Below are 24,628 nucleotides of genomic sequence, written 5' to 3'. Positions count from 1 at the left end.
CGGGACGGGGCCGACGCCTCCGCAGCGACCGCGGTGACGGTCGAGCACGCCAGCGCCGGTGCGGCCGCGGCGGCCACGGCCCGGCTGCGGGCCGACGGCGCCGCCACTCACGCGCGCGCCTCCGCCGAGGCGGCGGCGGACCTCCGGGGCTCCACCGCGCGCACGGTCGTCGCCCTGGTCAACGCCGAGCGGGCGAAGGCCGGTTGCCGGCCGCTGCGCGCCGACGCGCGGCTGACCTCCCTCGCCCAGTCGATGAGCGACGACATGGCGCGGCGGGACTTCTTCGACCACACCGACCCGGACGGCCGCTCCCCCTGGGACCGGGCGGTCCGCCGCGGCATCAAGAACCTCGGCGGGGAGAACATCGCCCGGGGTCATCCGGACCCGCACACGGTGGTGGACGCGTGGATGCGCAGCGCGGGCCACCGGCAGAACATCCTCAACTGCGACTACCGCTCCCTCGGCGTCGGCGTCAACCGGGGCCCTGGCGGCCCCTGGTGGACCCAGGACTTCGGGTACTGAAACGGGCGGGCCCGCCCCGGGTGAAGGTTCCGGGGCGGGCTCGTGAAGTCGGTGCGGCGGGCCGGGATCAGGCCGCGGCGCGGCCTGCCACGAAGATCCGGGTCTGCTCGGCGACCCGTCGGCCGAGGTGCGCGGCGGTCTCGACGTCGGCCTTGTGCACGGCCTCGGGCCCCTGGTCGTTGTTGCTCTGAGCGGCCGCGCCGAGGAAGAAGCCCAGGCGGTTGAGGTCGTTCTCGGATCCGGTCGACACGTTCCAGCCCGGGTGCAGGCCGAGGCTCACCCAGTGCATGCCGTGCTGGGCGGCGATGATGCCGAAGAACTGGAGCGTGTTCAGCTTGTCGCCGCTCTTGGAGCCGGAGTTGGTGAAGCCGGCCGCCACCTTGTCGTGCCAGGCGTTGGCGAACCAGCGCTTGGAGGACTCCTCGGCGAAGGTGTGGAAGGCGGCCGAGGCCGTGCCCATGTAGGTCGGCGCGCCGAAGACGATCGCGTCGGAGGTGTCGAGCAGGGCCCACTGCTCTTCGGTGATCTTGTCGACCTCGATCAGGTGGACGGTCGCGCCGGCCTCGACGGCGCCCCTGTGGACGGCCTCGGCGATGACGGCGGTGTGCCCGAAGCCGGAGTGGAAGGCGATGGACACGACGGGGGTGGTCATGGGGGTGCTCCTCAAGAGGAAAGACGGGAACGCCGGCCAGAGGAACGCTCGGCGCGATAACCAAAGGAAAGCACTAACTTTTAGATAGCGCAACCTGAAGGTAAGCGCTGTGGAGGAGTACGCTTGGCCCATGACAGCCGACGGCACCGTGCAGCAGACCGTGACCGGATGCAACGACGCGCTCGCCTTCAATGTCTTCTCGCGGGACTGCCCGTCCCGGGAGACGCTGAGCGATATCACGGGCCGCTGGGGACCTCTGGCGCTCACCGCCCTGCTGGAGAACACGCTCCGCTTCAACGAACTGCGCCGCCGGGTCGAGGGCGTCAGCGAGAAGATGCTGTCCCAGACCCTCCAGTCGCTGGAGCGGGACGGACTGGTGCACCGCACGGCGCAGCCGACCAATCCGCCGCGCGTCGACTACACCCTGACGCCGCTCGGCGAGGAGGTCGCCCGACGGCTCATGGACGTCATCGAACTCGTACAGACCCGGACGCCGGACATCGAGGCGGCGCGGCATCGGTACGACGCCGAGCGCGGTTGTTGACCAGGACTTATCCGCTGACCAGGAGTTACCCGCGCGGCGGCCGCTGGCAGCGGGGGCAGAAGTAGCTGGACCTGTTCATCCAGGGGCTGCGGCGCATCGCCGTACCGCAGCGGCGGCAGGGCTCGTCCTCCCGCCCGTAGGCGTCCAGCGAGCGGTCGAAGTAGCCGGACTCGCCGTTGACGTTGACGTAGAGGCTGTCGAAGCTGGTGCCACCGGCAGCCAGGGCCTCGTTCATGACCTCGCGGATATGGGTCAGCAGCTCGTCGGTGCGCGGCCGGGTCAGGGTCGCGGTCGGCCGGTCGAAGTGCAGCCGTGCGCGCCACAGCGCCTCGTCGGCGTAGATGTTCCCGACCCCGCTGATCAGCGACTGGTCGAGCAGGGCGCGCTTGACGGTGGTGCGCCGGCGGCGCAGCGCCGCGTGGAAGGCGGCCTCGTCGAAGGCCGGGTCCAGCGGGTCCCGGGCGATGTGGGCGATCACGTCCGGGAGCGCGTCGTCCGTGCCCGGCACGGTGTCGTGGAGGGACAGGCCGCCGAAGGTGCGCTGGTCGACGAAGCGCAGCTCGGTGTCGGCGGTGTCGTCGAAGCGGAGCCGGATCCGGAGGTGCTTCTCGTCCGGCGCGTCCTCCGGCTGGACGAGGAGCTGGCCGCTCATGCCCAGGTGGGCGAGGACGGCACGGCCCTGCCCCGCCGGGCCCTCCAGCGGCAGCCACAGGTACTTGCCCCGGCGCCGTGCGGGCCCCAGCCGTTCCCCGGTGAGCTGCGCGGCGAAGTCGGCGGCGCCGGCGAGGTGCCGGCGCACCGCCCGGGGGTGCCGGACCTCGACGGAGGCGACCGTACGGCCGCACGCCCAGGCGACCAGCCCGCGGCGGACGACCTCGACCTCGGGCAGTTCGGGCACGGTGCTCCTCCGGAGACGGTTCGTCGCTGCCGCGGGGGGGGGCGGACGCGAAACGGCCGGTCCACGGCGCGCGATGCGCCGTGGACCGGCCGGTGTTTCAGTGCGAGGCGGGCTGGGGGCCGCCCGCGGTGGTGTCGGTGTCCGCGGTGACCACCGGGTCACCGGCGGGCGCCGGCTTGTTCGCCTTGGTGGCCTTCGCGGCCTTCTCCGGCTTCCCGGTCCGTTCGGCCTCGGCGGCCTTGGCCCGGGCTTCCGCCGCGCCGTGGATGGCGCGCCAGGCGGACTCGGCCGCCTGCTGTTCGGCTTCCTTCTTGCTGCGGCCGGTGCCGGTGCCGTACTCGACACCACCGACGCGGGCAGCAGCCGTGAAGGTCTTCTCGTGGTCCGGACCCGTCTCGGTGACGAGGTACTCGGGCACGCCCAGCCCCTCTGTCGCCGTGAGCTCCTGGAGGCTGGTCTTCCAGTCCAGGCCGGCGCCGAGGTTCGAGGACTTCTCGATCAGCGGATCGAAGAGCCTGTGCACCAGTTCGGCGGCGGCGTCGAGCCCCTGGTCGAGGTAGACCGCGCCGATCACCGCTTCCAGGGTGTCGGCGAGGATCGAGGCCTTGTCACGGCCTCCCGTCCCCTCTTCGCCCCGGCCGAGCCGGATGAAGGAACCGAGGTCGAGACCCCGGCCGACCTCCGCCAGCGCCCGCGAATTGACCACCGCGGCCCGCAGCTTGGCCAGCTGGCCCTCGGGCAGGTCGGGGTGGATGCGGTACAGCGTGTCCGTGACCACCAGGCCGAGGACGGAGTCACCGAGGAACTCCAGCCGCTCGTTGGTGGGCAGACCGCCGTTCTCGTAGGCGTAGGAGCGGTGGGTCAGCGCACGCACCAGAAGGGCGGTCTCGAGTCTGTACCCGAGCCGCCCTTCCAGAAGCGTGTGAGACGAGGCTGCGTCCTGTGGCGCCGGTCCGGAACCTGTCCCGCGACCGCGGGACGGCGTAGTGGCGTCTGACATAGAGCCTGTCACCCGCCGATCAGACCTCGAGGACCTGGCGCTTGTTGTAGGTGCCGCAGCTCGGGCACGCGATGTGCTGCTGCTTCGGCTCGTGGCAGCGCTCGCACGCCACCAGGGTGGGGACCGCAGCCTTCCACTGCGACCGGCGGTGGCGCGTGTTGCTGCGCGACATCTTCCGCTTCGGAACAGCCACGGCTACTTCTCCTGTGAGTCATCCCCGGCGGGCCGGGGTGCGTTGTCCATCTCGCCGTCCTGGTCGGATTCGGCGAGTCCCTGCAGTGCCGCCCAGCGAATGTCGTGGACGTCGTGGTGGTGGTCCGGGTCGTCCGCGAGCCGCGCTCCGCATTCGGAACACAGGCCCGGGCAGTCCTCCCGGCACACCGGCTGCAGCGGCAGTGAGAGCACCACCGCGTCGCGCAGCACGGGTTCGAGGTCGAACAGGTCGCCCTCGAGGAAGAGCATTTCCTCCTCGTCCTCGGCGTCGTCGTCCGGCTCCGCCACGGGGCGGTTCCGGCTGTCGGCGTCGGGGTAGGAGTACATCTCCTGGAAGTCCGCGTCGAGCTCTCGCTCCAGCGGCTCCAGACACCTTACGCACTCCCCGGTGAGCGGTGCACGGGCGGTGCCTGTGACAAGCACCCCTTCCATGACCGACTCCAGTCGGAGGTCGAGCTCAACGGTCGCGCCCTCGGCCACTCCGATGACCTCGATACCGAGGTCGGCGGGGGCCGGAATCGAGCGGGAGAGCCGCTTCAGCGCACCGGGACGCCGGCCCAGCTCGTGCGTGTCGAACACGAGAGGGGAACGGTGATCGAGGCGGGCGTTCAGGGCTTCCTGCTTTCTACGCTGCGGCGGAGGCGGCCGCACCACGTGTCGTGACGACACGTCGTGGGCAGCCGGGATCGCGAATGTACGCGCGACCGAACAGTCAGGATACTGGACGGCTCGCCCCTGGCCCAATCGTGCCCCTGCGGCCGGTCCCGGCCCGCCCGTGGCGGGCGCTCAGCGCCCTTCCTCGTACCGGCGGAGCTGTTCGAGATCGATCATGCTGGTGTCGAAGAAGCTGGTCTCGTCGAGCGCGCCGCCCTGCGGCGGAACGGCCGCGGGACCGCCCGCCGGGGCCTGCTGCTGGTAGTCGCCGTACCCCTGGACGCCGCCGTCCTGGGCGGGCCACCCGTAGCCGCCGCCGGCCGCGTACGGGTCCGTCTGCTGCGGGTACTGCTGCCAGCCGTACCCGGCCGCCTCCTGGGGCACAGTCTGCGGGTATGCCGTGCCGGGGTCCTGGTAGGCGGGGTACGCGTCCGGAGGTGCTGTGTGGGTCGCGTGCGTCGCGTGCGTCGCGTGAACGGTCTGCGGCACGCCGACGGGCTCCGGCGGGGCGGGGTGGTCCGGGCGGGCGGCCAGCTCCGCGAGGAAGTCGGCGTCCGTGGTGGGGCGCTCCGCCCCGAGCCCGTCCTGGGCCGCCATGTGGGCGCCCAGCTCGTCCGCCGGGCGCGCTCCCAGCAGCTTCTCCCGGCCGCGGCCCACCGCCTCCAGCGTCGTGGCCAGCACGGCGGAGACGGCCGAGAGCTTGGCGTCCACGTAGGCGTCGGCGTTGTGCCGCTGGGTGGCGGGGTCGCCGCTGCGCGCGGGGACGTCCGTGCCGGCCGGGTCCTCGGGGTCGTAGCCGTCGCCCAGGCCGAGCAGCTTCTCCCGGCCGCGCTCGACGGAGCCGCGGGTCTTGGTGAGGACGACCTCGAAGTTGGCGAGCTTGCTGTCCACGTAGTCGTCGGCCTCGGCGCGGATCCCGTCGGCCTCCCGGCGGGCCTCCGCGAGGATGCGCTCGGCCTCCTCCCGGGACTCCCGGGCGACCTCGGTGCCGGAGATCAGCGAGCCGCGGTGGGCGCGCGCGGACTCGATGATCCGCTCGGCCTCCTCGCGGGCGTCGGCGACCAGCTGTTCCCGGCCGCCGATGAGCTCCCGCGCCTGGGCGAGGGAGCCGGGCAGGGCCGCCCGCACCTCTTCGAGGCGGGCGAGCAGCTCGGCCCGGTTGATGACGCAGGACGCCGACATCGGCATGGCCCGGGCGCCGGCGACCGCCGCGACGATCTCGTCGAGCTTCTTCTGCACGTCCACCTTGACGATCGCCACTCTCTTCTGGACGACGGGTACGAACGCCACGACTGTACGGCCGTCGGCCGCCGCCCGGCAGCTACTGACGAGTCGTCAGTTCCGGGCGCCGGGTCAGCGGCGCGCGAGGCGTTCGGTCAGGGCGTCCAGCACGAGCGGCGGCACCAGGTGGGAGACGTCGCCGCCCCAGGCCGCGACCTCCTTGACCAGGCTGGAGGAGAGGAAGCTGTAGGTGGGGTTGGTGGGGACGAACAGGGTCTCGACGCCCGACAGCCCGTTGTTCATCTGGGCCATCTGGAGCTCGTAGTCGAAGTCGCTGACCGCGCGCAGCCCCTTGACGATGGCGGGGATGCCGCGGTCCTTGCAGAACTCGACGAGGAGGCCGTGGAAGGACTCCACCTCCACATTCCCGTACTCGGCGGTGACCTGGCGGAGCAGTTCTATCCGCTCGTCCACCGTGAACAGGCCCTGCTTCGATTTGTTGATCATCACGGCCACGTGCACGACGTCGTACAGCCGGGACGCGCGGGCGATGATGTCGAGGTGTCCATTGGTGACGGGGTCGAACGACCCCGGACAGACGGCGCGGCGCAACAACGGTGGTTCCTCGCTCTCCGGTGCGTTCATGGCGTGCGTGACCTGCTCGGAGCGGTGTCGGTGGTGCACGCCGAGGCGGCGCGACCGTACCAAAGCGTCCCCTCGCCGTAGCGACGGGCCCTCAGTCCTTCGAAGCCCTCCGGCCAGTGGAACGTTCCGCCCCTGGTCCCGCGCTCGACGGTGACCAGCGCCTCCTCGGCGAGCCAGCCCCCCTCGCGGAGTGTGAGCAGGATCTCGCGCAGTTCGTCATCGGTGACCGCGTACGGCGGGTCGAGGAACACCACGTCGTACGGGGCCGTGGCGGGCCCCGCGGCGATCTGCTCGGCCCTGCCCTGGCGCACCTCGGCGCCCGGCAGCCCGACCGTCCTGACGTTCTCCCTGATGACCCGGACCGCGCGGGCGTCCGCCTCCACCAGCAACGCGTGCCCCGCACCGCGCGACAGGGCCTCCAGCCCGACGGCGCCCGAGCCGCCGTAGAGGTCCATGACCCGGGCGCCCTCCAGCGAGCCCAGGAACGACGTCCAGGTCGAGAACAGGCCCTCGCGCGCCCGGTCGGAGGTCGGGCGGGTGCCGGTGCCGGGCGGCACGGCGAGGCGGCGTCCGCCGGCGGTTCCGGCGATCACGCGGGTCATGTGGGGTGGGGTCCTTCGTGGGGCGGGTGGGTTTGGCGGCGGGGTTCGCCGTTGCCCTCAGCGTAGGCCGTGGGCGGGGGGTGTGCCCCGGTCCCGCCCTTTCACCGTTTCTTGCGGGGGCAAGCCCCCGCACCCCCGAGCGCGCCTGCGGCGCGCGTCCTCAATCGCCGGACGGGCTGAACTCAGCCCGTCCGGCGATTGAGGACACCTCGCGGCGAAGCCGCGATGCCGGGGCCCGGGGCACAGCCCGCCGCAGGCGTCACCCCTTGTCCAGGAACTCCTCCCGCTCCGCGTCCAGCAGCGCATCCAGCGCCGTGCGCAGCTCAGGAAAGGAGCCAAGCTCCGGATCGGCGACGACGATCGCCGTCGCCTCCTCACGGGCCGCCGCGATGACCTCCTCGTCATCGATGACGGTGAGCATCCGGAGCGAGGACCGGACACCGGACTGGGCCTGGCCGAGGACGTCGCCCTCACGGCGCTGCTCCAGGTCGATGCGGGAGAGCTCGAACCCGTCGAGGGTCCCGGCGACGGCGGCGAGACGCCCGCGGGCGGGGCTCGCCTCGCCGGCCTCGGTGACGAGGAGGCAGAGGCCGGGGGCGGAGCCACGGCCGACGCGGCCGCGGAGCTGGTGGAGCTGGGAGACGCCGAACCGGTCGGCGTCCATGATCACCATGACGGTGGAGTTGGGGACGTTCACGCCCACCTCGATGACGGTGGTCGCCACGAGCACGTCCACCGCGCCGGCGGCGAAGCGGCGCATGACGTCGTCCTTGGCCTCGGGCTGCATCCTGCCGTGCAGGAACTCGACGCGCAGCCCGGCCAGCGGGCCCTTGCCGAGCTGTTCGGCGATGTCGAGGACGGCGAGCGGCGGGCGCTTCTCCGGGTCGTCCGGGCCGTCCGGGCCGTCGGCCTTCTTCCCGGCGGCGGCACCCTCCTCGTCGTCGCCGATGCGCGGGCACACCACGTACGCCTGGTGGCCGCCCTCGACCTCCTCGCGCACCCGCTCCCAGGCGCGGGTCAGGAAGTGCGGCTTGTCCTTGGCGGGGACGACGTGGGTGGCGATGGGCGAGCGTCCGGCGGGGAGCTGGTCCAGGACGGACGTCTCCAGGTCGCCGAAGACGGTCATGGCCACCGTGCGCGGGATGGGCGTCGCCGTCATCACCAGCAGGTGCGGGGGCTGCTTGCCCTTCGACCGCAGGGCGTCCCGCTGCTCGACGCCGAAGCGGTGCTGCTCGTCCACGACGACCAGGCCGAGGTCGTGGAACCGCACCTTGTCCTCGATCAGCGCGTGGGTGCCGATGACGACGCCCGCCTCGCCGGTGGCGAGGTCCAGGAGCGCCCGGCGGCGGGCCGGGGCGCCCATGGAGCCGGTCAGCAGCACGACCTTGGTGCCCTGCTCGGCACCGCCGAGCAGGCCGCCCTCGGCCAGCTCGCCCATCATCTCGGTGATCGACCGGTGGTGCTGCTGGGCCAGTACCTCGGTGGGGGCCAGCAGGGCCGCCTGGCCGCCCGCGTCCACGACGGCGAGCATCGCCCGCAGCGCGACCATGGTCTTGCCGCTGCCGACCTCGCCCTGGAGCAGCCGGTGCATGGGGTGCTCGGCGGCGAGGTCCTCGAAGATCTCGGCGGAGACGGTGCGCTGGCCGTCGGTCAGGGTGAACGGCAGCTTGGCGTCGAAGGCGTCGAGCAGGCCGCCCGCCACGGGCTTCCGGGCCACGGCCGGGAGCTGGGTGTCGGTGTGCCGGCGGCGGGCGAGGGCGACCTGGAGGACGAACGCCTCGTCCCACTTCAGCCGGGCCCGGGCGTCCTCGATGTCGGCCTTGGTGCGCGGCCGGTGGACCTTGCGGAAGGCGTCCGGGAGCTCGGCCAGCCCGCGGCCCTCGCGCAGCGCGGGCGGCAGCGGGTCGACGAGGCTCCGCCAGTGGTCCGCCTCGAAGGTGGCCAGCAGGGTGTCGACGGCCTTGGTGAGCTTCCAGGACGGGAACTGCTTGCAGGCCGGGTAGAGCGGCAGCAGCCGGTTGGCGAAGTCCTCGGCGGCCTCCGCGCCGCTGTCCCGGTCCAGCAGCTCGTAGTCGGGGTGGAGCAGCTGCCGGGTGCGGTGGAACAGCGACACCTTGCCCGCGAACATCCCGCGCCGGCCGGGGACCAGCTCCTTCTCGCGCGCGTACGCGCCGCGCCCGAAGAAGACCAGGGTCAGCGTGCCGCTGCCGTCGGTGACCACCACTTCCAGGCGGACGCCCCGGCCGTGGTTGAAGGTCTTCATGGCGGCCTTGGCGACCTGCGCGACGACCGTGACGTGCTCGTCGAGCGGCAGGTCGGCGAGCCGGGTCAGCTCGCCGCGCTCGGCGTAGCGGCGCGGGTAGTGGTGCAGGAGGTCACCGGCGGTGTGCAGGCCGAGGTGTTCGGCCATCACCTTCGCGGTGGTGCCGCCGAGGATCTTCTTCAGGGGTTCGTCCAGCACTGTCCCTCCAGGACCGGCGTCGTCTTCGGGACCGGCGTCGTCACCCATTGCACACCAGACCACTGACAACGCGGGCTATTCGATGCCGATCAGCAGCGGCGCCTGCTGCCGGCCGCCCCGGTAGACCACCGTGTCCACGGCGAGGTGGCCGCCGCGGACGTGCCGCTCAAGACCCTCGGTGACCTCGTCCGGGACGCCGGCGGCCACGACGAGGGTGACCAGCTCGCCGCCGGCCGCGAGCATCCGGTCGAGCACGGTGGCGGCGGTCGCGGCGAGGCCGGCGCCGATGACGGCGACGTCCCCGTCGATCAGCCCCAGCACGTCGCCGGCCTGGCAGACGCCGGCCATGGTCCAGGACTGCCGTTCCGCGACGGTCACTTCCGCGTAGCGGGTGGCGCCGGCGGCGGAGGTCATGGCGACGACGTCCTCGTCGAAGCGGCGGGCGGGCTCGTGGACGGCGAGGGCGGCGACGCCCTGGACCGGGGAGCGGGTGGGGATGAGGGCGACGCGGACGCCCTCGGTGCGGGCCTGTTCCGCGGCCGCGGCGGCGGTGTGCCGCAGGTCGGGGTCGTTGGGCAGCAGCACGACCTCGTGGGCGTGCGCGCGCCGGATCGCCTGGACGAGCTCCCCGCTGGCGGGCGGTTCGCCGGGCCGGACCGACACCACGGTCGCGCCGGCCTCCGCGCACAGGGCGGCCAGCCCCTCGCCGGGGACGACGGCCACGACGGCGCGCTGGACGCGCTCGGGGACGCGGGTGCGCTCCTCGGCGGCGGCGCCGAAGTGGGTGATCCGGATCCGGTGCGGGCGGCCGGCGTCGATCCCGGCCTCGACGGCGGCCCCCGCGTCGTCCACGTGGACGTGCACGTTCCACAGCCCGTCGCCCCCGACGACGACGAGCGATTCGCCGAGGACGTCGAGCCGGGCGCGCAGCCGGGCGACGGCCTCGTCGTCCGCGTCCAGCAGGTAGATCACCTCGAAGGCGGGCCCGTCGCCGGGCGCGGCACCGGAAGCGGGCTCCGCCGGGCAGCCCTCGGTCCGCCACGCGCGCGGCGCCTGCCCCTTCCCGGGGGACGCCACCGGCACGGCGCCGCCCTCCAGGGCGGCCGAGAGGGCCCCCAGGACCTCCACCAGGCCCTTGCCGCCCGCGTCGACCACTCCTGCCCGGCCGAGCACCTCCAGCTGGCAGGGGGTGGCCTCCAGGGCCGTGCCGGCCGCGTCGTGCGCCGCGCGGGCCACAGCGGCCGCGTCGCCCCCGGCCCGCCGGGCGGCGGCGGCCGCGGCGGCGGCCACGGTGAGGACGGTGCCCTCGACGGGCCGGGCGACGCCCTCGTACGCGGAGTCGACCGCGCGGCGCAGCGCCCGGCCCAGCAGGTGACCTTCGTCACCCGGCGTTCCGGCGGGGGCCGTGTCGTCGGCCAGTACCTCGGCCATGCCGCGCAGCAGCTGCGCCAGGATCGTGCCCGAGTTGCCGCGCGCCCCTATCAGCGCGCCGTGCGCCATGGCCCGTACCGCCTCCGGCAGGCCGGGGCGGGCCTCGGGGCCCGTCGTGGCGTGCGCGTCGAAGACGGCGTCCACGGCGCGGGCGGCGGACTCGACGGTCAGGTAGAGATTGGTTCCGGTGTCGCCGTCGGCCACGGGGTAGACGTTGATCGCGTCGATCTCCTCGCGGGCCCGGCCGAGCGCGTCGAGCGCCAGAGCGCACCAGGTGCGTACCGCGGTGGCGTCCAGGTGCGGCACCTTGCGTTCCTCCTCGGGGTCCTGGGCGGGGGCGATGTCGGGGCGATGGGGGCACAGTAGTCGCGCCGGGCGTCCGGAAGGGCCGCCCGGGCGGGATACGGGCCGGTCATGGTAGTTTCGTTGTCCTGGAGCGGTCGTTGTATGCTGCTCCGGTTGCCTGATGAGAGTCAGGCCATCCCCCTGACACTGCCGGTCACTCTCCAGAGATCTCGGCGCGCAGGGATTCACCGTACGTGCCTGTCGTCCTCGCGTGAGCGAGGGTGACCCGTCTTTGGAGTAACCCGTGGCTGCCAACTGCGACGTCTGCGGCAAGGGGCCGGGCTTCGGCAACAACATCTCGCACTCGCACCGCCGTACCTCCCGCCGTTGGAACCCCAACATCCAGCGGGTGCGTGCGAAGGTCGGGGCGACGCCGAAGCGGCTCAACGTCTGCACCTCGTGCATCAAGGCCGGCAAGGTCTCGCGCTAGCGGCTTCGCGCCACGCGCAGCCCTTTCCGGTTGCTGAAGGCCGGCCCCCTGTGGGGGTCGGCTTTTGGCTGTGCCCCGGTCCCGCCCTTTCACCGTTTCTGCGGGGAGGGCCCCGCACCCCCTTGAAACCGCGCTCCGCGCGGTTGTCCTCAAACGCCGGACGGGCTGAATAGCCCGTCCGGCGTTTGAGGACGCGCGCCGCAGGCGCGCTCCGGGGGTGCGGGGGCTCGCCCCCGCAAGAAACGGTGAAAGGGCGGGACCGGGGCACAGCCCGCCGCAGGCGCTCACCGCCCCAACGCCCACCCATGATCCACCGGCCCGATCCCCTCCCCCAACGCGAACCCCGCCGCGATCGCCCCGGTCACATACTCCTTCGCCACGGCCACAGCCTCCGGGACGGAACACCCCTTCGCGAGCCCGGACGCGATCGCGCTCGCGAGCGTGCACCCCGTCCCGTGCGTATGCCGGTTGTCATGACGCGGCGCCCGCAGCCAATGGGCTTCGGTGCCGTCCGTGAGCAGATCGACCGCGTCACCGGGCAGATGGCCGCCCTTGATCAGAACCCAGCGCGGCCCGAGCGCCAGCACAGCGTCGGCGGCACGCCGCAGATCGTCCTCGGTGGTCACGCGGACGCCGGTGAGCCAGGCGGTCTCGTCGAGGTTGGGGGTGGCGACGGTGGCGAGGGGGAGGAGTTTGAGGCGGAGGGTGTCGAGGGCGGAAGTGGGGAGGAGGGGGTCGCCGTGTTTGGAGATGCCGACGGGGTCGACGACTACGGGGGCGTCGACGCCGGTCAGCAACTCGGCCACGGTCCCGACCAGGTCGGCGGAGGCGAGCATGCCGGTCTTGACCGCCTGGACGCCGATGTCGTCGACGACGCTGCGGAACTGGGCCCGCACCGCCTCGCGGGGCAGCGGCCAGGCGCCCTGCACGCCTCGGGAGTTCTGGGCGGTGACGGCGGTGAGCACGCTCATGCCGTGCACGCCGAGGGCCAGCATGGTCTTCAGGTCGGCCTGGATGCCCGCGCCGCCGCCGGAGTCGGAGCCGGCGACGGTCAGGACGCGTGGGGGTATCGGCATGGGCCCAATCTAGAACCCCGGCCGGATCCCCGGAAAAACACGGTCAGTCCTGGTCCTCGGGCTCCGGCAGGTCCTCGTCGTCGAAGTGGTCCCAGCCGCCGGCCCGCTCCCAGGGGGCGCCGTCCACGGTGACCTGCGGCAGGGCGGACGGGTTGACGACCTCGCCGATGACCTTCCAGCGGGCGGGGAGCTTCACGTCCGGCGGGAAGGTGGCGACGATGGCGTGGTCCTCGCCGCCGGTGAGCACCCACTGCAACGGGTCGACGCCGACGGCCTGCCCGATGTCGGACATCTGCGTCGGGACGTCGATCGCCGCCGTGCGCAGGTCGATCCGCACCTTGCTGGCCTCGGCGATATGCCCGAGGTCGGCGATCAGCCCGTCGCTGACGTCCGTCATCGACGTGGCGCCGAGCGAGGCGGCGGCGGGCCCGGCGTGGTACGGGGGTTCGGGGCGGCGGTGCGCCTCGACGAAGGCGCGGGGGGAGCGGAAGCCCCGGGAGAGGACGGCGAGTCCGGCCGCGGACCAGCCGAGCCAGCCGGTGACCGCGACCACGTCGCCCGGCTGGGCGCCGGAGCGGGTGACGGGTTCGTGGTTGCGCAGGTCGCCGAGGGCCGTGATGGCGACGGTGATCGTCTCGCCGCGCACCACGTCCCCGCCGACCACGGCCGCGCCGGCGACCTGGCACTCGTCACGGATTCCGTCCATCAGCTCGACGGGCCAGGTGGCGGGGAGTTCGGCCGGGACCACGAGGGCGAGCAGCACCGCGGTCGGGACCGCGCCCATGGCGGCGATGTCGGCGAGGTTCTGGGCGGCGGCCTTGCGCCCCACGTCGTAGGCGGTGGACCAGTCGCGGCGGAAGTGCCGGCCCTCCAGGAGCACGTCCGTGCTGGCCACGACCCTCCGGTCGGGCGCTGCGACCACCGCGGCGTCGTCGCCCGGCCCGAGCCGGACGGCCGGGGTGGTGGTGAGCCGGGACGTCAGCTCTCTGATGAGGCCGAACTCCCCCAACTCGCCGACGGTGCCTTTCACTGCGCTCCTCCTCGGAGTATCCGGTGCTGTGATCTCGCGGTTCCCGAGGAACCGCGCGCCGCGCAGGCGGCGCAGGTCTCCCCGTGCCGTGCGGCGGCGCGGTACGGTGGCGTCTCTTCTCCCCACATGATCCTCGAAGCCGCCCTGGAGGTTCCGTGGTACAGGCGTACATCCTGATCCAGACCGAGGTCGGCAAGGCGTCGACCGTGGCCGAAGTCATCTCGAAGATCAACGGCGTGATCCAGGCCGAGGACGTGACGGGTCCCTACGACGTCATCGTCCGCGCCCAGGCCGACACCGTGGACGCGCTGGGCCGCATGGTGGTCGCCAAGGTCCAGCAGGTGGAGGGCATCACCCGGACCCTGACCTGCCCGGTCGTCCATCTGTAGCCCCTCGTATGCTCGGCCGGTGAGCACCGTCCACCCCACACGTCCCACCCGTACGCGCCGGCTGATCGCTCTGCCCGTCGCGGCCCTGCTGTGCTCGGCCGTCGCCTGCTCGGCGGCGGACGGCGCACCGGGCCCGGCGGTGCCCACCCCCTCCGCACGGCAGGCCGGGCTCTGCCGGGCGCTGCACAAGGAGTTGCCCGACACGGTGGGCGGGCTGAAGCGCCGCGCCACCGATCCCGCCTCGGACTTCACCGCCGCCTGGGGCGACGACCCGTGGATCACCCTGCGCTGCGGGGTGCCGCGTCCGCAGATCTTCAACGACGTCGCGACGCAGTCGGTGGAGATCGACGGGGTGAAGTGGGCCCCCGAGAAGCTGCCCGACGGCTCCATCCGCTGCACCACTCCCCTGCGTCCGGCGTACGTCGAGGTCACGCTGCCGGGGAAGACCGTCGGTGACAGCGGCGACATGAGCGCGCTGATCGATCTCGCCGCCGCCGTCAGGAAGGCGATCCCCGCGGACGACTCCGACGACGTCCCGGACGGCACCGGTGGTTCCGCCGCCCCGGACGCGACGGGTTCCCCGGACGCGACGGGGTCCTAGCGCAGGCCGGTCGGGCGGCGCAGCGCCGCCTGGATCAGCCGGTCCACCAGCTCCGGGTAGTCGACGCCGGACTCCTGCCACATCCGCGGGTACATGGAGATGGGCGTGAAGCCGGGCATGGTGTTGATCTCGTTGATGACGAACTCGCCGTCCTCGGTGAGGAAGAAGTCCGCGCGCACCAGGCCCTCGCAGGAGGCGGCGTCGAACGCCTGGACGGCCAGCTGCTGGACCCGGCGGGTCTCGTCCTCGGTCAGCGGCGCGGGGACGATGCCGGAGGCGGAGTCGATGTACTTGGCCTCGAAGTCGTAGAAGCCGTGGGACTCCACCGGCGGGATCTCGGCGGGCACGCTGGCGCGCGGGCCGTCCTCGAACTCCAGGACGCCGCACTCGATCTCCCGGCCGCGCAGCAGCGCCTCGACGAGGATCTTGGGGTCGTGGCGCTGGGCCTCGGCGATGGCCTCGTCCAGGCCGGAGACGTCGTCGACCTTGGTGATGCCGATGGACGAGCCGGCGCGGGCGGGCTTCACGAAGAGCGGCCAGCCGTGCTCGTCGGCGAAGTCGACGATCTTCCGGCGGGCGGCGACGGGGTCGTTCCGCCACTCGCGGGGACGGATCACCTCGTACGGGCCGACGGCCAGCCCGTAGGAGAGGAAGATCCGCTTCATGTACTCCTTGTCCTGGCCGACGGCCGAGGCGAGCACACCGGCGCCCACGTAGGGGATCCCGGCCAGGTCGAGCATGCCCTGGAGGGTGCCGTCCTCCCCGTAGGGGCCGTGCAGCATCGGGAAGACGACGTCGACCTCGCCGAGCGCCTTGGGAACGGCGCCGGGCTCGGTGTACACGACCTCGCGGTTGGCCGGGGCGACGGGCAGCACGACCTCGCCGTCGGACGATTCGGCGAGCTGGTCGACGCTCGGCAGCGCACGGTCGGTGATGGCCATGCGCTCGGGGTCGTCCGCGGTCAGCGCCCAACGGCCGTCCTGTGCAATGCCGATCGGCAGCACGTCGTACTTGGTGCGGTCGATGGCGCGCAGCACCGCGCCGGCGGTGACCACGGAGATCGCGTGCTCGGAACTGCGGCCGCCGAAGACGACCGCTACGCGCGGCTTGCGGCCAGGGCTCTGGATGGGGTTCTCGCTGCTCATATCGCGTTGAGACTACCTGGTGGTACCGCGGGTCTCAGTGCCGCTCCGCCTTGGCGCTGCGTGCCATGAGTTCCTTGAGGGCGACCATGGGCGGCTTGCCCTCGTGGACGATGCCCACGACCGTCTCCGTGATCGGCATGTCGACATGGTGCCTCCGGGCCAGATCGAGCACCGACTCGCAGGACTTGACGCCCTCCGCCGTCTGCCTGGTGACGGCGATGGTCTCGGCGAGGCTCATCCCGCGGCCGAGGTTGTGGCCGAAGGTGTTGTTGCGGGAGAGCGGGGACGAGCAGGTGGCGACGAGGTCGCCCATGCCCGCCAGCCCGGCGAAGGTGTGCGCGTCGGCGCCCATCGCCAGCCCCAGCCGGGTGGTCTCGGCCAGTCCGCGGGTGATGAGGGACGCCTTGGCGTTGTCGCCCAGGCCCATGCCGTCGGCGATGCCCACCGCGAGCGCGATGACGTTCTTGACGGCGCCGCCGAGCTCGCAGCCGACGACGTCGGTGTTGGTGTACGGGCGGAAGTACGTGGTGTGGCAGGCGGCCTGGAGGCGCTTGGCGACGTCCTCGTCGCGGCAGGCGACGACGGCGGCGGCGGGCTGCCGGGCGGCGATCTCCTTGGCCAGGTTGGGGCCGGTGAGGACGGCGACCCGGTCCGGGGAGACCCCGGCGACCTCCTCGATCGCCTCGCTCATCCGCTTGGCCGTGCCCAGTTCGATCCCCTTCATCAGGGAGACCAGCACGGTGCCGTCGGCCAGCAGGGGCGTCCATCCGGCGAGGTTGCCGCGGAGCGTCTGGGAGGGCACGGCCAGGACGGTGAACGCGGCCCCGGCGGCGGCCTCGGCGGGGTCGGTGGTGGCCCGTACGCGGGAGGGCAGCTCGACGCCGGGGAAGTAGTCCGGGTTGGCGCCCTTGTTGATGGCGTCCACGACGGCGGCGCGGCGGCCCCACATCGTCACGTCGCAGCCGGCGTCCGCGAGGATCATCGCGAAGGCGGTGCCCCAGGATCCGGTGCCGAAGACGGCGCAGCGCGTCACTTGCTGTCCTCCCGGGAAGACCCGGCCTCGCGGCGGGCGGCCGCGCGGGCCTTCTTGAGGTTGTACGGCTCGGCGGGGGCCGGCTCGTCCCGGAGCTCCGCGAGGAGTTCGGTGATCGCGGCCATGATCTTGTCGGTGACCGCGCGCAGCACCTCGGCGGTGGGCTCCTTGCCGTGGTACTCCGAGAGGTCCACGGGCGGGCCCGCCATCACCCGGAGCGTCTTGCGCGGGAGGAGCCGCAGCTTCTTCTCCCTGGCGTACGGCGGCATGGCCTCGTGGGCGCCCCACTGGGCGACCGGGACGACGGGCGCCCGGGTGAGCAGGGCGACGCGGGCGGCGCCCGTCTTGCCCTCCATGGGCCACAGCTCGGGGTCGCGGGTCAGGGTGCCCTCGGGGTAGAAGGCCACGCACTCGCCCCTGTTGATGGCGTCGACGGCGGCCCGGAAGGCGTTGGCCGCGTCGGTGCTCTCGCGGTAGACGGGGATCTGCCCGGTGCCGCGCAGCAGGGTGCCGACGAAGCCGTTGCGGAAGAGGCCGGCCTTGGCCAGGAAGCGGGGGACGCGCCCGGTGTTGTACTGGAAGTGGGCGTAGGACAGCGGGTCCAGGTACGAGTTGTGGTTGATGGCGGTGATAAAGCCGCCGTCGGCGGGGATGTGCTCCATTCCGCGCCACTCCCGCTTGAACAGAATCACGAGCGGCGGTTTTGCCAACACCGCCGTAAAGCGGTACCAGAAGCCGATTCTGTGGCGGGACACCCGTACACCCTTCTCTTGGGACCTGGAAGCTTCCGCGGGTCTGTTGCTCACCCGGGGGCCGGACAAGTGTGGCGCCAGGTACCCGGTCTGTCGAGAACACCGTAACCCCGTGCCCGTCCGCCGGACGCGGCAGGAGAGGGCGGACGGGCGGTGGCGGTGCCCGGGACGGACGCCCGGAGGGCGCGGGCAACAATGGGACCGGGACCGGGGGACGCCGGGGAAAGGTGAGGAGAGCTGCTGTGGTGGTCTGGACGCTGGTGGTGCCGCTGAAGCCGCTGGCCCGGGCCAAGAGCCGGCTCGCGGCGGCCGTGGGGACCGGTCCGCGGTCCGCGCTGGCACTGGCCTTCGCGCTGGACACGGTGGACGCGGCGCTGGCCTGCGAAGCGGTGCGGGATGTGGTGGTTGTCACCGACGACCCGCTGGCCGGGGCGGAGCTCGCGGCGGCCGGAGCCCGCACGGTGGCCGAACCGCCGGGCGGCGGCGGCCTCAACGCGGCCCTCGCGCACGGGGCGCGGACGGTGCGGGCGCACCGCCCGCATTCCGGTGTGGCGACGCTGAACGCGGATCTCCCCGCGCTGCGCCCCGGGGAACTCGGGCGGGTGCTCGAATCGGCGACGGAATTCCCCCGCGCATTTCTCGCCGACGCGGCCGGAATCGGGACGACGCTGCTGGCGGCGGCTCCCGGAATGCTTTTGGCGCCGGCGTTCGAGGGCCGCTCGCGCGCCCGGCACCGAGCGTCCGGGGCCCGGGAAATCGGACTGGCCGGGGTGGATTCCGTACGGCGGGACGTGGACACCCTCGCGGATTTGCGGGCGGCGCTGGCCCTGGGCGTGGGGCCGCGCACGGCCGCGGTCGCCGGTGCCTGGGCGGTCTGCGGGCCGCCGCGGGGGGCCGGTGGCGGTCCGGGGACGGACTAGGCTGCCGTTATGCAGGCCACCGCGTACACCTACGACCCCGAGACCCGCTGCGGAAGCGTTCTCCTCGACGACGGCACCCCGGTGCCGTTCGACGCCGAGGCGTTCGACGCGGGCGGCCTGCGGCTGTTGCGGCCCGGCCAGCGGGTGCGGATCGAGTACGCGGGCGGCGCGGAGGGCGCTCCGGGCGGCCCGGAGGAGCGCCGGGTGACGTTGGTGACGCTCCAGACGCTCTGATTTCCTCTGCTTCCCTCTGATTTCCTCTGGTTCCCGGGATGTCCTGAAGGGCTGCCCCCGGGGCGCCCTGAGGGGCTTTGAGAGGCTTGTACGAACTCCCGGGCACTTCCCGGGCCTCCAGGGGTCCGCGGCCCTCCAGGGGCCGGGCAACGGGCTTCTCGGCCCTCCCCCGCCGTCGACGCACCGCGGGCCGGGCTCCCCGGAGGGAGCCCGGCCCGGCGCGTGACGCGGTCCGCAGCGTTTTTTACTTCTTCTTGGCCGCGGTCTTCTTGGCGGTCGTCTTGCGCGCCGTGGTCTTGCGCGCAGGAGCCTTGGTCGCCGTGGCCTTCTTCGCCGGCGCGGTCTTCTTCGCCGTGGCCTTCTTGGCGGCGGTGGCCTTCTTCGCCGTCGTCGCCTTCTTCGCGGCCGCCTTGGTGGCGGTCGTGGCCTTCTTCGCCGTGGTCTTCTTGGCGGTGGTCTTCTTCGCCGCGGTGGCCTTGGTGGCGGTCGTCGCCTTCTTCGCGGTCGCCTTCTTCGCGGCCGTCTTCTTGGCGGTGGCCTTCTTGGCGGCGGCCTTGGTGGTGGTCTTGCCGCCGGAGAGGCTGCCCTTCGGCGCCTTCTTCACCGCGACCTCGCCGCCCTTCGGCAGCTTCTTCGAGCCGCTCACCAGGTCCTTGAAGCCCTGGCCCGCGCGGAAGCGGGGCACCGAGGTCTTCTTGACCCGGACGCGCTCGCCCGTCTGCGGGTTGCGGGCGTAACGGGCCGGGCGGTCGACCTTCTCGAACGAGCCGAAACCGGTGACCGAGACCCGGTCGCCGGCGACAACCGCACGGACGATCGCGTCGAGTACCGCGTCGACAGCGTCAGCGGCCTGCTGACGGCCGCCGAGCTTGTCGGCAATCGCTTCAACGAGCTGCGCCTTGTTCACGTCTTCCCCTTCGGAGACATTGCTGGAATTGTTCCAGCCTTTTCGCACGTTAGGCAGATATATACCGCAAATCAAACACGAAACGGTCTAATCACCCTTGTGCCGCAACGAACCCGACCCATCACGGAGTTCCGTCGGTGCCGCGCTCTGAAGGGAAACGGCCCTCGTCGAGGTCCTTCATCAGCCGGTCCAGACGCATTGCCGCGCCTGAGAGATCGTGCTTCGCCACGGCCGTGATGGCCAGCAGCTTCCGGGACAGCGCCATCCGTACGCCCTCCGGGACTTGCAGTGTGCGCACCCGGAGGTGCGCTTCCTTGAGTTGGTCGGCGACGAGCCGGTAGAGCCCGAGTTGGCTGTCGCGTTCCATGCACCGATTGTGCCATCTGAGGCGAGTTGTCGCCTCACGGGGCCTCAACAACGCGATGCGCCCCCTGTCCGAAGACAGGGGGCGCATCATGCCAAACCTGGGGTGAACAGCGGAAATCGAGGGTCGGTCCGGGGCCCGCGCGCTGGGCCGAACGGGCGTGAAAACCCGCCTCAGACCAGGGCCGTGGACGGCTTGTGGGACGGCCGGCGGGCCTCGAAGGCGGCGATGGCGGCGTCGTGCCGGAGGGTCAGCGCGATGTCGTCCAGCCCCTCCAGCAACCGTCGCCGGGCGTCGTCGTCAAGGGTGAAATCAGCCGTGATGCCCTCGGCCCGGACCTGACGGCCGACGAGGTCCACGGTCACCTCCGCCGACGGGTCCGCCTCCGTCAGCTCCCACAGCCGCTCGACGGTCTCCTGGGGCAGGACGACCGTCAGCAGACCGTTCTTGAGCGAGTTCCCACGGAAGATGTCCGCGAAACGGGAGGAGACGACGGCCTTGAAGCCGAAGTTCTGGAGCGCCCAGACCGCGTGCTCGCGGGAGGAGCCGGTGCCGAAGTCGGGTCCGGCGACCAGGACCGAGGCGCCCGCGCGCTCGGGCCGGTTGAGAACGAACCCCGGATCCTTGCGCCACGCCTCGAAGAGCCCGTCCTCGAAACCGTCGCGGGTGACCTTCTTCAGCCAGTGCGCCGGGATGATCTGGTCGGTGTCCACGTTGCTGCGGCGCAGCGGGACGGCCCGGCCGGTGTGTGCGGTGAAAGCTTCCATCTGCTGCTCTTCCCTCGCTGGGTGGAGTGCTGGGGTAGGGTGCCCTGCGCCGTCAGGCGACCAGAACGGGGCCGGTCGGGAGGTCGGCCGGGGAGGCCAGCCGGCCGAGCACCGCGGTGGCGGCGGCGACCTGGGGCGAGACCAGATGCGTCCGGCCGCCCTTCCCCTGCCTGCCCTCGAAGTTGCGGTTGGAGGTGGATGCCGACCGCTCGCCCGGCGCCAGTTGGTCGGGGTTCATCCCCAGGCACATCGAGCAGCCCGCGTGCCGCCATTCGGCCCCCGCCGCGGTGAACACCGTGTCGAGCCCCTCCTCGACGGCCTGCAGCGCCACCCGGACGGACCCCGGGACGACCAGCATCCGCACCCCGTCGGCGACCGCGCGGCCGCGCAGGACGTCCGCGGCGGCGCGCAGGTCCTCGATCCGGCCGTTGGTGCAGGAGCCCACGAAAACGGTGTCCACCGAGATGTCGCGGAGCGCCTGACCTGCCGTCAACCCCATGTACTCCAGGGCACGTTCGGCGGCCGAGCGCTCCGATGCGTCCTCGTACGAAGCGGGGTCGGGGACCGCCGCCGACAGGGGGGCGCCCTGCCCCGGATTGGTGCCCCAGGTGACGAACGGGGACAGCGTGGAGGCGTCGATGACGACCTCGCGGTCGAAGACGGCGTCGTCGTCGGTGCGCAGGGTGCGCCAGTGGGCGACGGCGGCGTCCCAGTCGGCGCCCCGGGGGGCGTGCGGCCGGTCCTTGAGGTAGGCGAAGGTGGTCTCGTCCGGGGCGATCATGCCGGCCCGGGCGCCCGCCTCGATGGACATGTTGCAGACGGTCATCCGGGCCTCCATCGAGAGCTTCTCGACGGCGGACCCGCGGTACTCGATGACGTGCCCCTGCCCGCCGCCGGTGCCGATCTCCGCGATGACGGCCAGGATCAGGTCCTTGGCGGTGACGCCCTCGGGCAGTTCGCCCTCGACCGTGACGGCCATGGTCCTGAAGGGCGCCATCGGCAGCGTCTGGGTGGCCAGGACGTGCTCGACCTGGCTGGTGCCGATGCCGAAGGCGAGCGCGCCGAACGCGCCATGGGTGGAGGTGTGGCTGTCGCCGCAGACGACGGTGGTGCCGGGCTGGGTCAGTCCCAGCTGCGGTCCCACCACGTGGACGACGCCCTGGTCCACGTCCCCGAGCGGATGGAGCCTGACCCCGAACTCCGCGCAGTTGCGGCGGAGGGTCTCCAGCTGGACCCGGGAGACGGGGTCCGCGATGGGTTTGTCGATGTCGAGGGTGGGGGTGTTGTGGTCCTCGGTGGCGATGGTCAGGTCGGTCCTGCGCACCGGGCGCCCGGCCTGGCGGAGGCCGTCGAACGCCTGCGGGCTGGTGACCTCGTGCAGCAGGTGCAGGTCGATGTAGAGGAGGTCGGGCTCGCCCTCGGCGCGCACGACGACGTGGTCGTCCCAGACCTTCTCCGCCAGTGTTCGTCCCATCGCTGTCCCTCCGGTTCGGGTGCCGTGAGTACAGGTTGGCGCCTCCCGGGAAAACGTGAACTTGCGTTTCATAGTGTGAGACGCGAGTATCGTTGCATGGACAATTCTGGCGGCGCCTCTAGCGGAGTGGGCGTTCTCGACAAGGCGGCTCTGGTACTGAGCGCCCTGGAGTCCGGCCCGGCGACGCTCGCCGGGCTGGTCACGGCCACCGGGCTGGCGCGCCCGACCGCGCACCGGCTCGCGGTGGCCCTGGAGCACCACCGGATGGTGGCGCGCGACATGCAGGGCCGCTTCATCCTCGGCCCCCGGCTGAGCGAGCTCGCGGCGGCGGCGGGCGAGGACCGGCTGCTCGCCACGGCGGGCCCGGTGCTCACGCACCTGCGGGACGTCACGGGCGAGAGCGCCCAGCTCTATCGCCGCCAGGGCGACATGCGCATCTGCGTGGCCGCCGCGGAACGGCTGTCCGGACTGCGGGACACCGTGCCCGTCGGCTCCACCCTGCCCATGAAGGCCGGATCCGCCGCCCAGGTCCTCATGGCCTGGGAGGAGCCGGAGCGGCTGCACCGCGGCCTCCAGGGCGCGCGCTTCACCGCGACGGCCCTCTCCGGCGTGCGGCGCCGCGGCTGGGCCCAGTCGATCGGCGAGCGCGAGCCGGGCGTCGCCTCGGTGTCGGCGCCCGTGCGCGGGCCGTCCAACCGGGTGGTGGCGGCGGTGTCGGTGTCCGGGCCGATCGAGCGGCTCACTCGGCATCCTGGGCGGATGCATGCGCAGGCGGTGCTGGATGCGGCGGTTCGGCTGACGGAGGCGCTACGGCGGAACGGCTGACGCCGGTGGGTGCCCCGGTCCCGCCCTTTCACCGTTTCCGCGGGAGGGCCCGCATCCCCCGTGAAAGCACCTTCGGTGCTTGTCCTCAAACGCCGGACGGGCTGAATAGCCCGTCCGGCGTTTGAGGACTGGGGGTACCCCCTCTGGGGGAGCGCGCAGCGCGCTTCTGGGGGTGCGGGGGCTTGCCCCCGCGGAAACGGTGAAAGGGCGGGACCGGGGCACCCCTACCCCGCCCCCGCCAGCCGCAGGCCAGGCGTCCGGTCCCACCCGATGAGCGTGATGACCTGCGACAGGTGTGGCGCGAGCCCGGCCAGTTCGACGGCGCGATGCCGAGCCGCGCGGGCCCGGGCGAACCCCATGAGCAGCCGGAGGCCACCGAGGTCGAGGAACTCGACGCCGGACATCTCCAGGAGGACGTCCGCCCGCACAGCGGCCACCGAGCGCAGAGCATCCCGCAGCTGCCGGTGCGAGCAGACGTCGACCACGCCCTCCAGGCGGAGCCCCTGCGGGCGGTAGGTGCGGGCGACGACCAGCTCGGCGGCCCTGACCAGGGGATCGGCCTCGACGCTGCGGGAGTGGACGGACGCGAAGGCGTCCAGGGCACCGGGGCCGCAGCGCCGGACGTCGTACTGGCAGACGGTGAGCGCCTGGCCGGAGCCGAACTCCTCGCCCAGCAGGGTCTCGTACCGCAGCAGCCGGTGCACGTCCCCCTCGTCGCGCAGGGCGGCACACAGCTCTCCCGCGACCCGCAGCGCACGGAACCCCTCGGCGCGCGAGCGGGCCGCGGCGCCGCGTAAGTGGCCCAGCAGGGCGGCGGGCTCCAATGCCCCGGTGCCGGTGAGGAATTCGGTCAGGGCCACCACCTCCACGCCGCCGTCGCGCGGGAGCGGCAGGCGGCACCGGTCCAGCGGGCCGGCGGGGTCGCGGGGGTCCCGGCGGCCGGCCAGGTAGAGGATCTTGTCCCGGGCGTCCAGGCCGCAGCGGACGAAGTCGCGCAGGACCGAGGTCCGCTCCTCCTCGGACGCGAAGAGCAGGCAGACATGGTCACCGGGCCGGAGATCACCGACATGCACCCGGCGGAGTGCGCCACGAGGAGGGACCATGCGGGGAATTATGGCGACGGCACCCCGGCCCGAGAAGGGCGCGCGGCGGAACAAGAAATGCCCCCCGCCAATGCGGAGGGCATTTCCTCATATGTACCCCCGACCGGATTCGAACCGGCGCTACCGCCTTGAGAGGGCGGCGTGCTAGGCCGCTACACAACGGGGGCTTGCATTTGCAGACTCGGAAGTCATGCGCTGGGCTACCAGGACTCGAACCTAGACTAAATGAACCAGAATCACTCGTGCTGCCAATTACACCATAGCCCATGGTGTCAACCAGTACCCCCGACCGGATTCGAACCGGCGCTACCGCCTTGAGAGGGCGGCGTGCTAGGCCGCTACACAACGGGGGCCCTAGCGATCCTTCGACATCGCCTCCGGGCTTTCCCG

Annotated in this window: 28 protein-coding genes and 3 tRNA genes; 8 read left to right on the top strand and 23 right to left on the bottom strand. The window is 72.5% G+C overall.

Translation table 11 applies throughout. From position 1 onward, the window contains the following. The coding region (locus HN013_RS25625; protein ID WP_249375385.1) for a CAP domain-containing protein at positions 1 to 522 on the top strand (522 nt) is incomplete at its 5' end. 67 nt (positions 523 to 589) lie between these two features. On the opposite strand, the gene HN013_RS25620 is transcribed toward HN013_RS25625, so the two are convergent. Continuing rightward, on the bottom strand, positions 590 to 1,174 hold the full coding sequence (locus HN013_RS25620; RefSeq protein WP_171170188.1) for a flavodoxin family protein: 585 nt from the start codon (positions 1,172 to 1,174) through the stop codon (positions 590 to 592). A gap of 130 nt (positions 1,175 to 1,304) precedes the next feature. On the opposite strand from HN013_RS25620, the gene HN013_RS25615 reads away from it, so the two are divergent. Beyond that, positions 1,305 to 1,718, top strand: a complete 414-nt coding sequence (locus HN013_RS25615; RefSeq protein ID WP_171170186.1) for a helix-turn-helix domain-containing protein — start codon at positions 1,305 to 1,307, stop codon at positions 1,716 to 1,718. 25 nt (positions 1,719 to 1,743) lie between these two features. Here HN013_RS25615 and mutM read toward each other — a convergent pair whose 3' ends face one another. The 9 genes from mutM to HN013_RS25570 all read right to left on the bottom strand — a co-directional run bounded on the left by mutM (position 1,744) and on the right by HN013_RS25570 (position 11,149). Continuing rightward, the gene (gene mutM / locus HN013_RS25610) at positions 1,744 to 2,616 is read right to left on the bottom strand and encodes a bifunctional DNA-formamidopyrimidine glycosylase/DNA-(apurinic or apyrimidinic site) lyase (protein ID WP_171170184.1); all 873 of its coding nucleotides are present in this window, start codon (positions 2,614 to 2,616) and stop codon (positions 1,744 to 1,746) included. Between the two features lie 97 nt (positions 2,617 to 2,713). Continuing rightward, positions 2,714 to 3,616, bottom strand: coding sequence for a ribonuclease III (gene rnc, locus HN013_RS25605; RefSeq protein WP_171170182.1), 903 nt, complete (start codon positions 3,614 to 3,616; stop codon positions 2,714 to 2,716). Between the two features lie 19 nt (positions 3,617 to 3,635). Then, complete coding sequence (gene rpmF / locus HN013_RS25600) at positions 3,636 to 3,809, bottom strand: 50S ribosomal protein L32 (RefSeq protein WP_003951102.1); 174 nt, start codon at positions 3,807 to 3,809, stop codon at positions 3,636 to 3,638. A 2-nt stretch (positions 3,810 to 3,811) separates the two neighbouring features. Next, positions 3,812 to 4,408, bottom strand: coding sequence for a DUF177 domain-containing protein (locus HN013_RS25595; RefSeq protein WP_312018714.1), 597 nt, complete (start codon positions 4,406 to 4,408; stop codon positions 3,812 to 3,814). A 207-nt stretch (positions 4,409 to 4,615) separates the two neighbouring features. Next, positions 4,616 to 5,728 carry a cell division initiation protein gene (locus tag HN013_RS25590; protein WP_171170199.1) on the bottom strand — a complete coding sequence of 371 codons (1,113 nt, stop codon included), beginning with the start codon at positions 5,726 to 5,728 and terminating at the stop codon, positions 4,616 to 4,618. 108 nt (positions 5,729 to 5,836) lie between these two features. Beyond that, positions 5,837 to 6,349 (bottom strand): pantetheine-phosphate adenylyltransferase, encoded by a 513-nt coding sequence (gene coaD / locus HN013_RS25585; protein WP_212764794.1) that lies wholly within the window; start codon positions 6,347 to 6,349, stop codon positions 5,837 to 5,839. Continuing rightward, positions 6,346 to 6,951, bottom strand: coding sequence for a 16S rRNA (guanine(966)-N(2))-methyltransferase RsmD (gene rsmD / locus HN013_RS25580; RefSeq protein ID WP_171170181.1), 606 nt, complete (start codon positions 6,949 to 6,951; stop codon positions 6,346 to 6,348). The genes coaD and rsmD overlap by 4 nt, the downstream gene beginning before the upstream one ends. Positions 6,952 to 7,210: 259 nt before the next feature. Beyond that, positions 7,211 to 9,460, bottom strand: a complete 2,250-nt coding sequence (gene recG / locus HN013_RS25575; protein ID WP_171170179.1) for an ATP-dependent DNA helicase RecG — start codon at positions 9,458 to 9,460, stop codon at positions 7,211 to 7,213. A 27-nt stretch (positions 9,461 to 9,487) separates the two neighbouring features. Continuing rightward, the gene (locus HN013_RS25570) at positions 9,488 to 11,149 is read right to left on the bottom strand and encodes a DAK2 domain-containing protein (protein ID WP_312018713.1); all 1,662 of its coding nucleotides are present in this window, start codon (positions 11,147 to 11,149) and stop codon (positions 9,488 to 9,490) included. Positions 11,150 to 11,432: 283 nt separating this feature from the next. Between HN013_RS25570 and rpmB the strand changes: the two genes are divergently transcribed. Continuing rightward, complete coding sequence (gene rpmB, locus HN013_RS25565) at positions 11,433 to 11,618, top strand: 50S ribosomal protein L28 (protein ID WP_004942804.1); 186 nt, start codon at positions 11,433 to 11,435, stop codon at positions 11,616 to 11,618. Positions 11,619 to 11,902: 284 nt separating this feature from the next. On the opposite strand, the gene thiD is transcribed toward rpmB, so the two are convergent. Both thiD and HN013_RS25555 read right to left on the bottom strand, forming a co-directional pair. After that, positions 11,903 to 12,694 carry a bifunctional hydroxymethylpyrimidine kinase/phosphomethylpyrimidine kinase gene (gene thiD / locus HN013_RS25560; RefSeq protein ID WP_171170175.1) on the bottom strand — a complete coding sequence of 264 codons (792 nt, stop codon included), beginning with the start codon at positions 12,692 to 12,694 and terminating at the stop codon, positions 11,903 to 11,905. Positions 12,695 to 12,737: 43 nt separating this feature from the next. Then, positions 12,738 to 13,724: a thiamine-phosphate kinase gene (locus tag HN013_RS25555; protein WP_171170173.1), complete on the bottom strand. Its 987-nt coding sequence runs from the start codon at positions 13,722 to 13,724 to the stop codon at positions 12,738 to 12,740. Between the two features lie 155 nt (positions 13,725 to 13,879). On the opposite strand from HN013_RS25555, the gene HN013_RS25550 reads away from it, so the two are divergent. Further along, on the top strand, positions 13,880 to 14,113 hold the full coding sequence (locus tag HN013_RS25550; protein WP_004942812.1) for an Lrp/AsnC ligand binding domain-containing protein: 234 nt from the start codon (positions 13,880 to 13,882) through the stop codon (positions 14,111 to 14,113). A gap of 19 nt (positions 14,114 to 14,132) precedes the next feature. After that, positions 14,133 to 14,714 carry a DUF3515 domain-containing protein gene (locus HN013_RS25545; RefSeq protein ID WP_312018712.1) on the top strand — a complete coding sequence of 194 codons (582 nt, stop codon included), beginning with the start codon at positions 14,133 to 14,135 and terminating at the stop codon, positions 14,712 to 14,714. Here HN013_RS25545 and HN013_RS25540 read toward each other — a convergent pair. Genes HN013_RS25540 through HN013_RS25530 form a run of 3 tightly spaced genes read right to left on the bottom strand, consistent with a single transcriptional unit; the run spans position 14,711 to position 17,647 of the window. Further along, positions 14,711 to 15,859 (bottom strand): D-alanine--D-alanine ligase family protein, encoded by a 1,149-nt coding sequence (locus tag HN013_RS25540; protein ID WP_171170172.1) that lies wholly within the window; start codon positions 15,857 to 15,859, stop codon positions 14,711 to 14,713. The two genes, HN013_RS25545 and HN013_RS25540, sit on opposite strands and share 4 nt — an antisense overlap. A 34-nt stretch (positions 15,860 to 15,893) precedes the next feature. Continuing rightward, positions 15,894 to 16,892, bottom strand: coding sequence for an NAD(P)H-dependent glycerol-3-phosphate dehydrogenase (locus tag HN013_RS25535; RefSeq protein ID WP_171170170.1), 999 nt, complete (start codon positions 16,890 to 16,892; stop codon positions 15,894 to 15,896). After that, a complete protein-coding gene (locus HN013_RS25530) occupies positions 16,889 to 17,647 on the bottom strand; it encodes a 1-acyl-sn-glycerol-3-phosphate acyltransferase (protein WP_171170168.1) in 759 nt (252 codons plus the stop codon). Before HN013_RS25530 ends, HN013_RS25535 begins: the two co-directional genes overlap by 4 nt. Positions 17,648 to 17,889: 242 nt before the next feature. Here HN013_RS25530 and cofC point away from each other — a divergent pair, with 242 nt between their 5' ends. Continuing rightward, the gene (gene cofC, locus HN013_RS25525) at positions 17,890 to 18,564 is read left to right on the top strand and encodes a 2-phospho-L-lactate guanylyltransferase (protein ID WP_171170193.1); all 675 of its coding nucleotides are present in this window, start codon (positions 17,890 to 17,892) and stop codon (positions 18,562 to 18,564) included. 9 nt (positions 18,565 to 18,573) lie between these two features. Continuing rightward, a complete protein-coding gene (locus HN013_RS25520; protein WP_171170166.1) occupies positions 18,574 to 18,798 on the top strand; it encodes a hypothetical protein in 225 nt (74 codons plus the stop codon). A 244-nt stretch (positions 18,799 to 19,042) separates the two neighbouring features. On the opposite strand, the gene HN013_RS25515 is transcribed toward HN013_RS25520, so the two are convergent. The 4 genes from HN013_RS25515 to leuC all read right to left on the bottom strand — a co-directional run bounded on the left by HN013_RS25515 (position 19,043) and on the right by leuC (position 22,310). Then, complete coding sequence (locus HN013_RS25515; protein ID WP_171170164.1) at positions 19,043 to 19,705, bottom strand: HU family DNA-binding protein; 663 nt, start codon at positions 19,703 to 19,705, stop codon at positions 19,043 to 19,045. Between the two features lie 121 nt (positions 19,706 to 19,826). After that, positions 19,827 to 20,072, bottom strand: coding sequence for a hypothetical protein (locus HN013_RS25510; RefSeq protein WP_171170162.1), 246 nt, complete (start codon positions 20,070 to 20,072; stop codon positions 19,827 to 19,829). Positions 20,073 to 20,242: 170 nt separating this feature from the next. Continuing rightward, positions 20,243 to 20,836: a 3-isopropylmalate dehydratase small subunit gene (gene leuD, locus HN013_RS25505; RefSeq protein ID WP_171170160.1), complete on the bottom strand. Its 594-nt coding sequence runs from the start codon at positions 20,834 to 20,836 to the stop codon at positions 20,243 to 20,245. Positions 20,837 to 20,888: 52 nt separating this feature from the next. Continuing rightward, positions 20,889 to 22,310: a 3-isopropylmalate dehydratase large subunit gene (leuC, locus tag HN013_RS25500; RefSeq protein WP_171170158.1), complete on the bottom strand. Its 1,422-nt coding sequence runs from the start codon at positions 22,308 to 22,310 to the stop codon at positions 20,889 to 20,891. A gap of 96 nt (positions 22,311 to 22,406) precedes the next feature. Here leuC and ndgR point away from each other — a divergent pair, with 96 nt between their 5' ends. Beyond that, complete coding sequence (ndgR, locus tag HN013_RS25495; RefSeq protein WP_040889156.1) at positions 22,407 to 23,135, top strand: IclR family transcriptional regulator NdgR; 729 nt, start codon at positions 22,407 to 22,409, stop codon at positions 23,133 to 23,135. Between the two features lie 224 nt (positions 23,136 to 23,359). Here the strand turns inward: ndgR and HN013_RS25490 are convergent, their stop codons facing one another. The 4 genes from HN013_RS25490 to HN013_RS25475 form a co-directional block, all read right to left on the bottom strand. Beyond that, entirely contained in the window at positions 23,360 to 24,238 is an 879-nt protein-coding gene (locus HN013_RS25490; RefSeq protein WP_171170156.1) for an MEDS domain-containing protein, read from the bottom strand. 94 nt (positions 24,239 to 24,332) lie between these two features. Then, positions 24,333 to 24,405: transfer RNA gene (locus HN013_RS25485), tRNA-Glu, on the bottom strand. Positions 24,406 to 24,433: 28 nt separating this feature from the next. Beyond that, positions 24,434 to 24,505 (bottom strand) — tRNA-Gln (locus HN013_RS25480). A gap of 13 nt (positions 24,506 to 24,518) precedes the next feature. Next, positions 24,519 to 24,591, bottom strand: a tRNA-Glu gene (locus tag HN013_RS25475). Positions 24,592 to 24,628: the final 37 nt, after the last annotated feature.

The organism is Streptomyces sp. I05A-00742 (assembly GCF_013055795.1).
Lineage (GTDB): Bacteria > Actinomycetota > Actinomycetes > Streptomycetales > Streptomycetaceae > Streptomyces.
The sequence above is the reverse complement of the archived record's forward strand: the minus strand, read 5'-3'. Positions and strand labels throughout refer to the sequence as shown.

Coding starts and splice junctions, on each gene's coding strand:
- HN013_RS25540 (WP_171170172.1), bottom strand. CDS start 15,859: ATGAGCAGCGAGAACCCCATCCAGAGCCCTGGCCGCAAGCCGCGCGTA.
- thiD (WP_171170175.1), bottom strand. CDS start 12,694: ATGCCGATACCCCCACGCGTCCTGACCGTCGCCGGCTCCGACTCCGGC.
- HN013_RS25490 (WP_171170156.1), bottom strand. CDS start 24,238: ATGGTCCCTCCTCGTGGCGCACTCCGCCGGGTGCATGTCGGTGATCTC.
- HN013_RS25620 (WP_171170188.1), bottom strand. CDS start 1,174: ATGACCACCCCCGTCGTGTCCATCGCCTTCCACTCCGGCTTCGGGCAC.
- rnc (WP_171170182.1), bottom strand. CDS start 3,616: ATGTCAGACGCCACTACGCCGTCCCGCGGTCGCGGGACAGGTTCCGGA.
- leuC (WP_171170158.1), bottom strand. CDS start 22,310: ATGGGACGAACACTGGCGGAGAAGGTCTGGGACGACCACGTCGTCGTG.
- HN013_RS25615 (WP_171170186.1), top strand. CDS start 1,305: ATGACAGCCGACGGCACCGTGCAGCAGACCGTGACCGGATGCAACGAC.
- rsmD (WP_171170181.1), bottom strand. CDS start 6,951: ATGACCCGCGTGATCGCCGGAACCGCCGGCGGACGCCGCCTCGCCGTG.
- ndgR (WP_040889156.1), top strand. CDS start 22,407: ATGGACAATTCTGGCGGCGCCTCTAGCGGAGTGGGCGTTCTCGACAAG.
- HN013_RS25520 (WP_171170166.1), top strand. CDS start 18,574: ATGCAGGCCACCGCGTACACCTACGACCCCGAGACCCGCTGCGGAAGC.
- HN013_RS25510 (WP_171170162.1), bottom strand. CDS start 20,072: ATGGAACGCGACAGCCAACTCGGGCTCTACCGGCTCGTCGCCGACCAA.
- recG (WP_171170179.1), bottom strand. CDS start 9,460: ATGGGTGACGACGCCGGTCCCGAAGACGACGCCGGTCCTGGAGGGACA.
- coaD (WP_212764794.1), bottom strand. CDS start 6,349: ATGAACGCACCGGAGAGCGAGGAACCACCGTTGTTGCGCCGCGCCGTC.
- leuD (WP_171170160.1), bottom strand. CDS start 20,836: ATGGAAGCTTTCACCGCACACACCGGCCGGGCCGTCCCGCTGCGCCGC.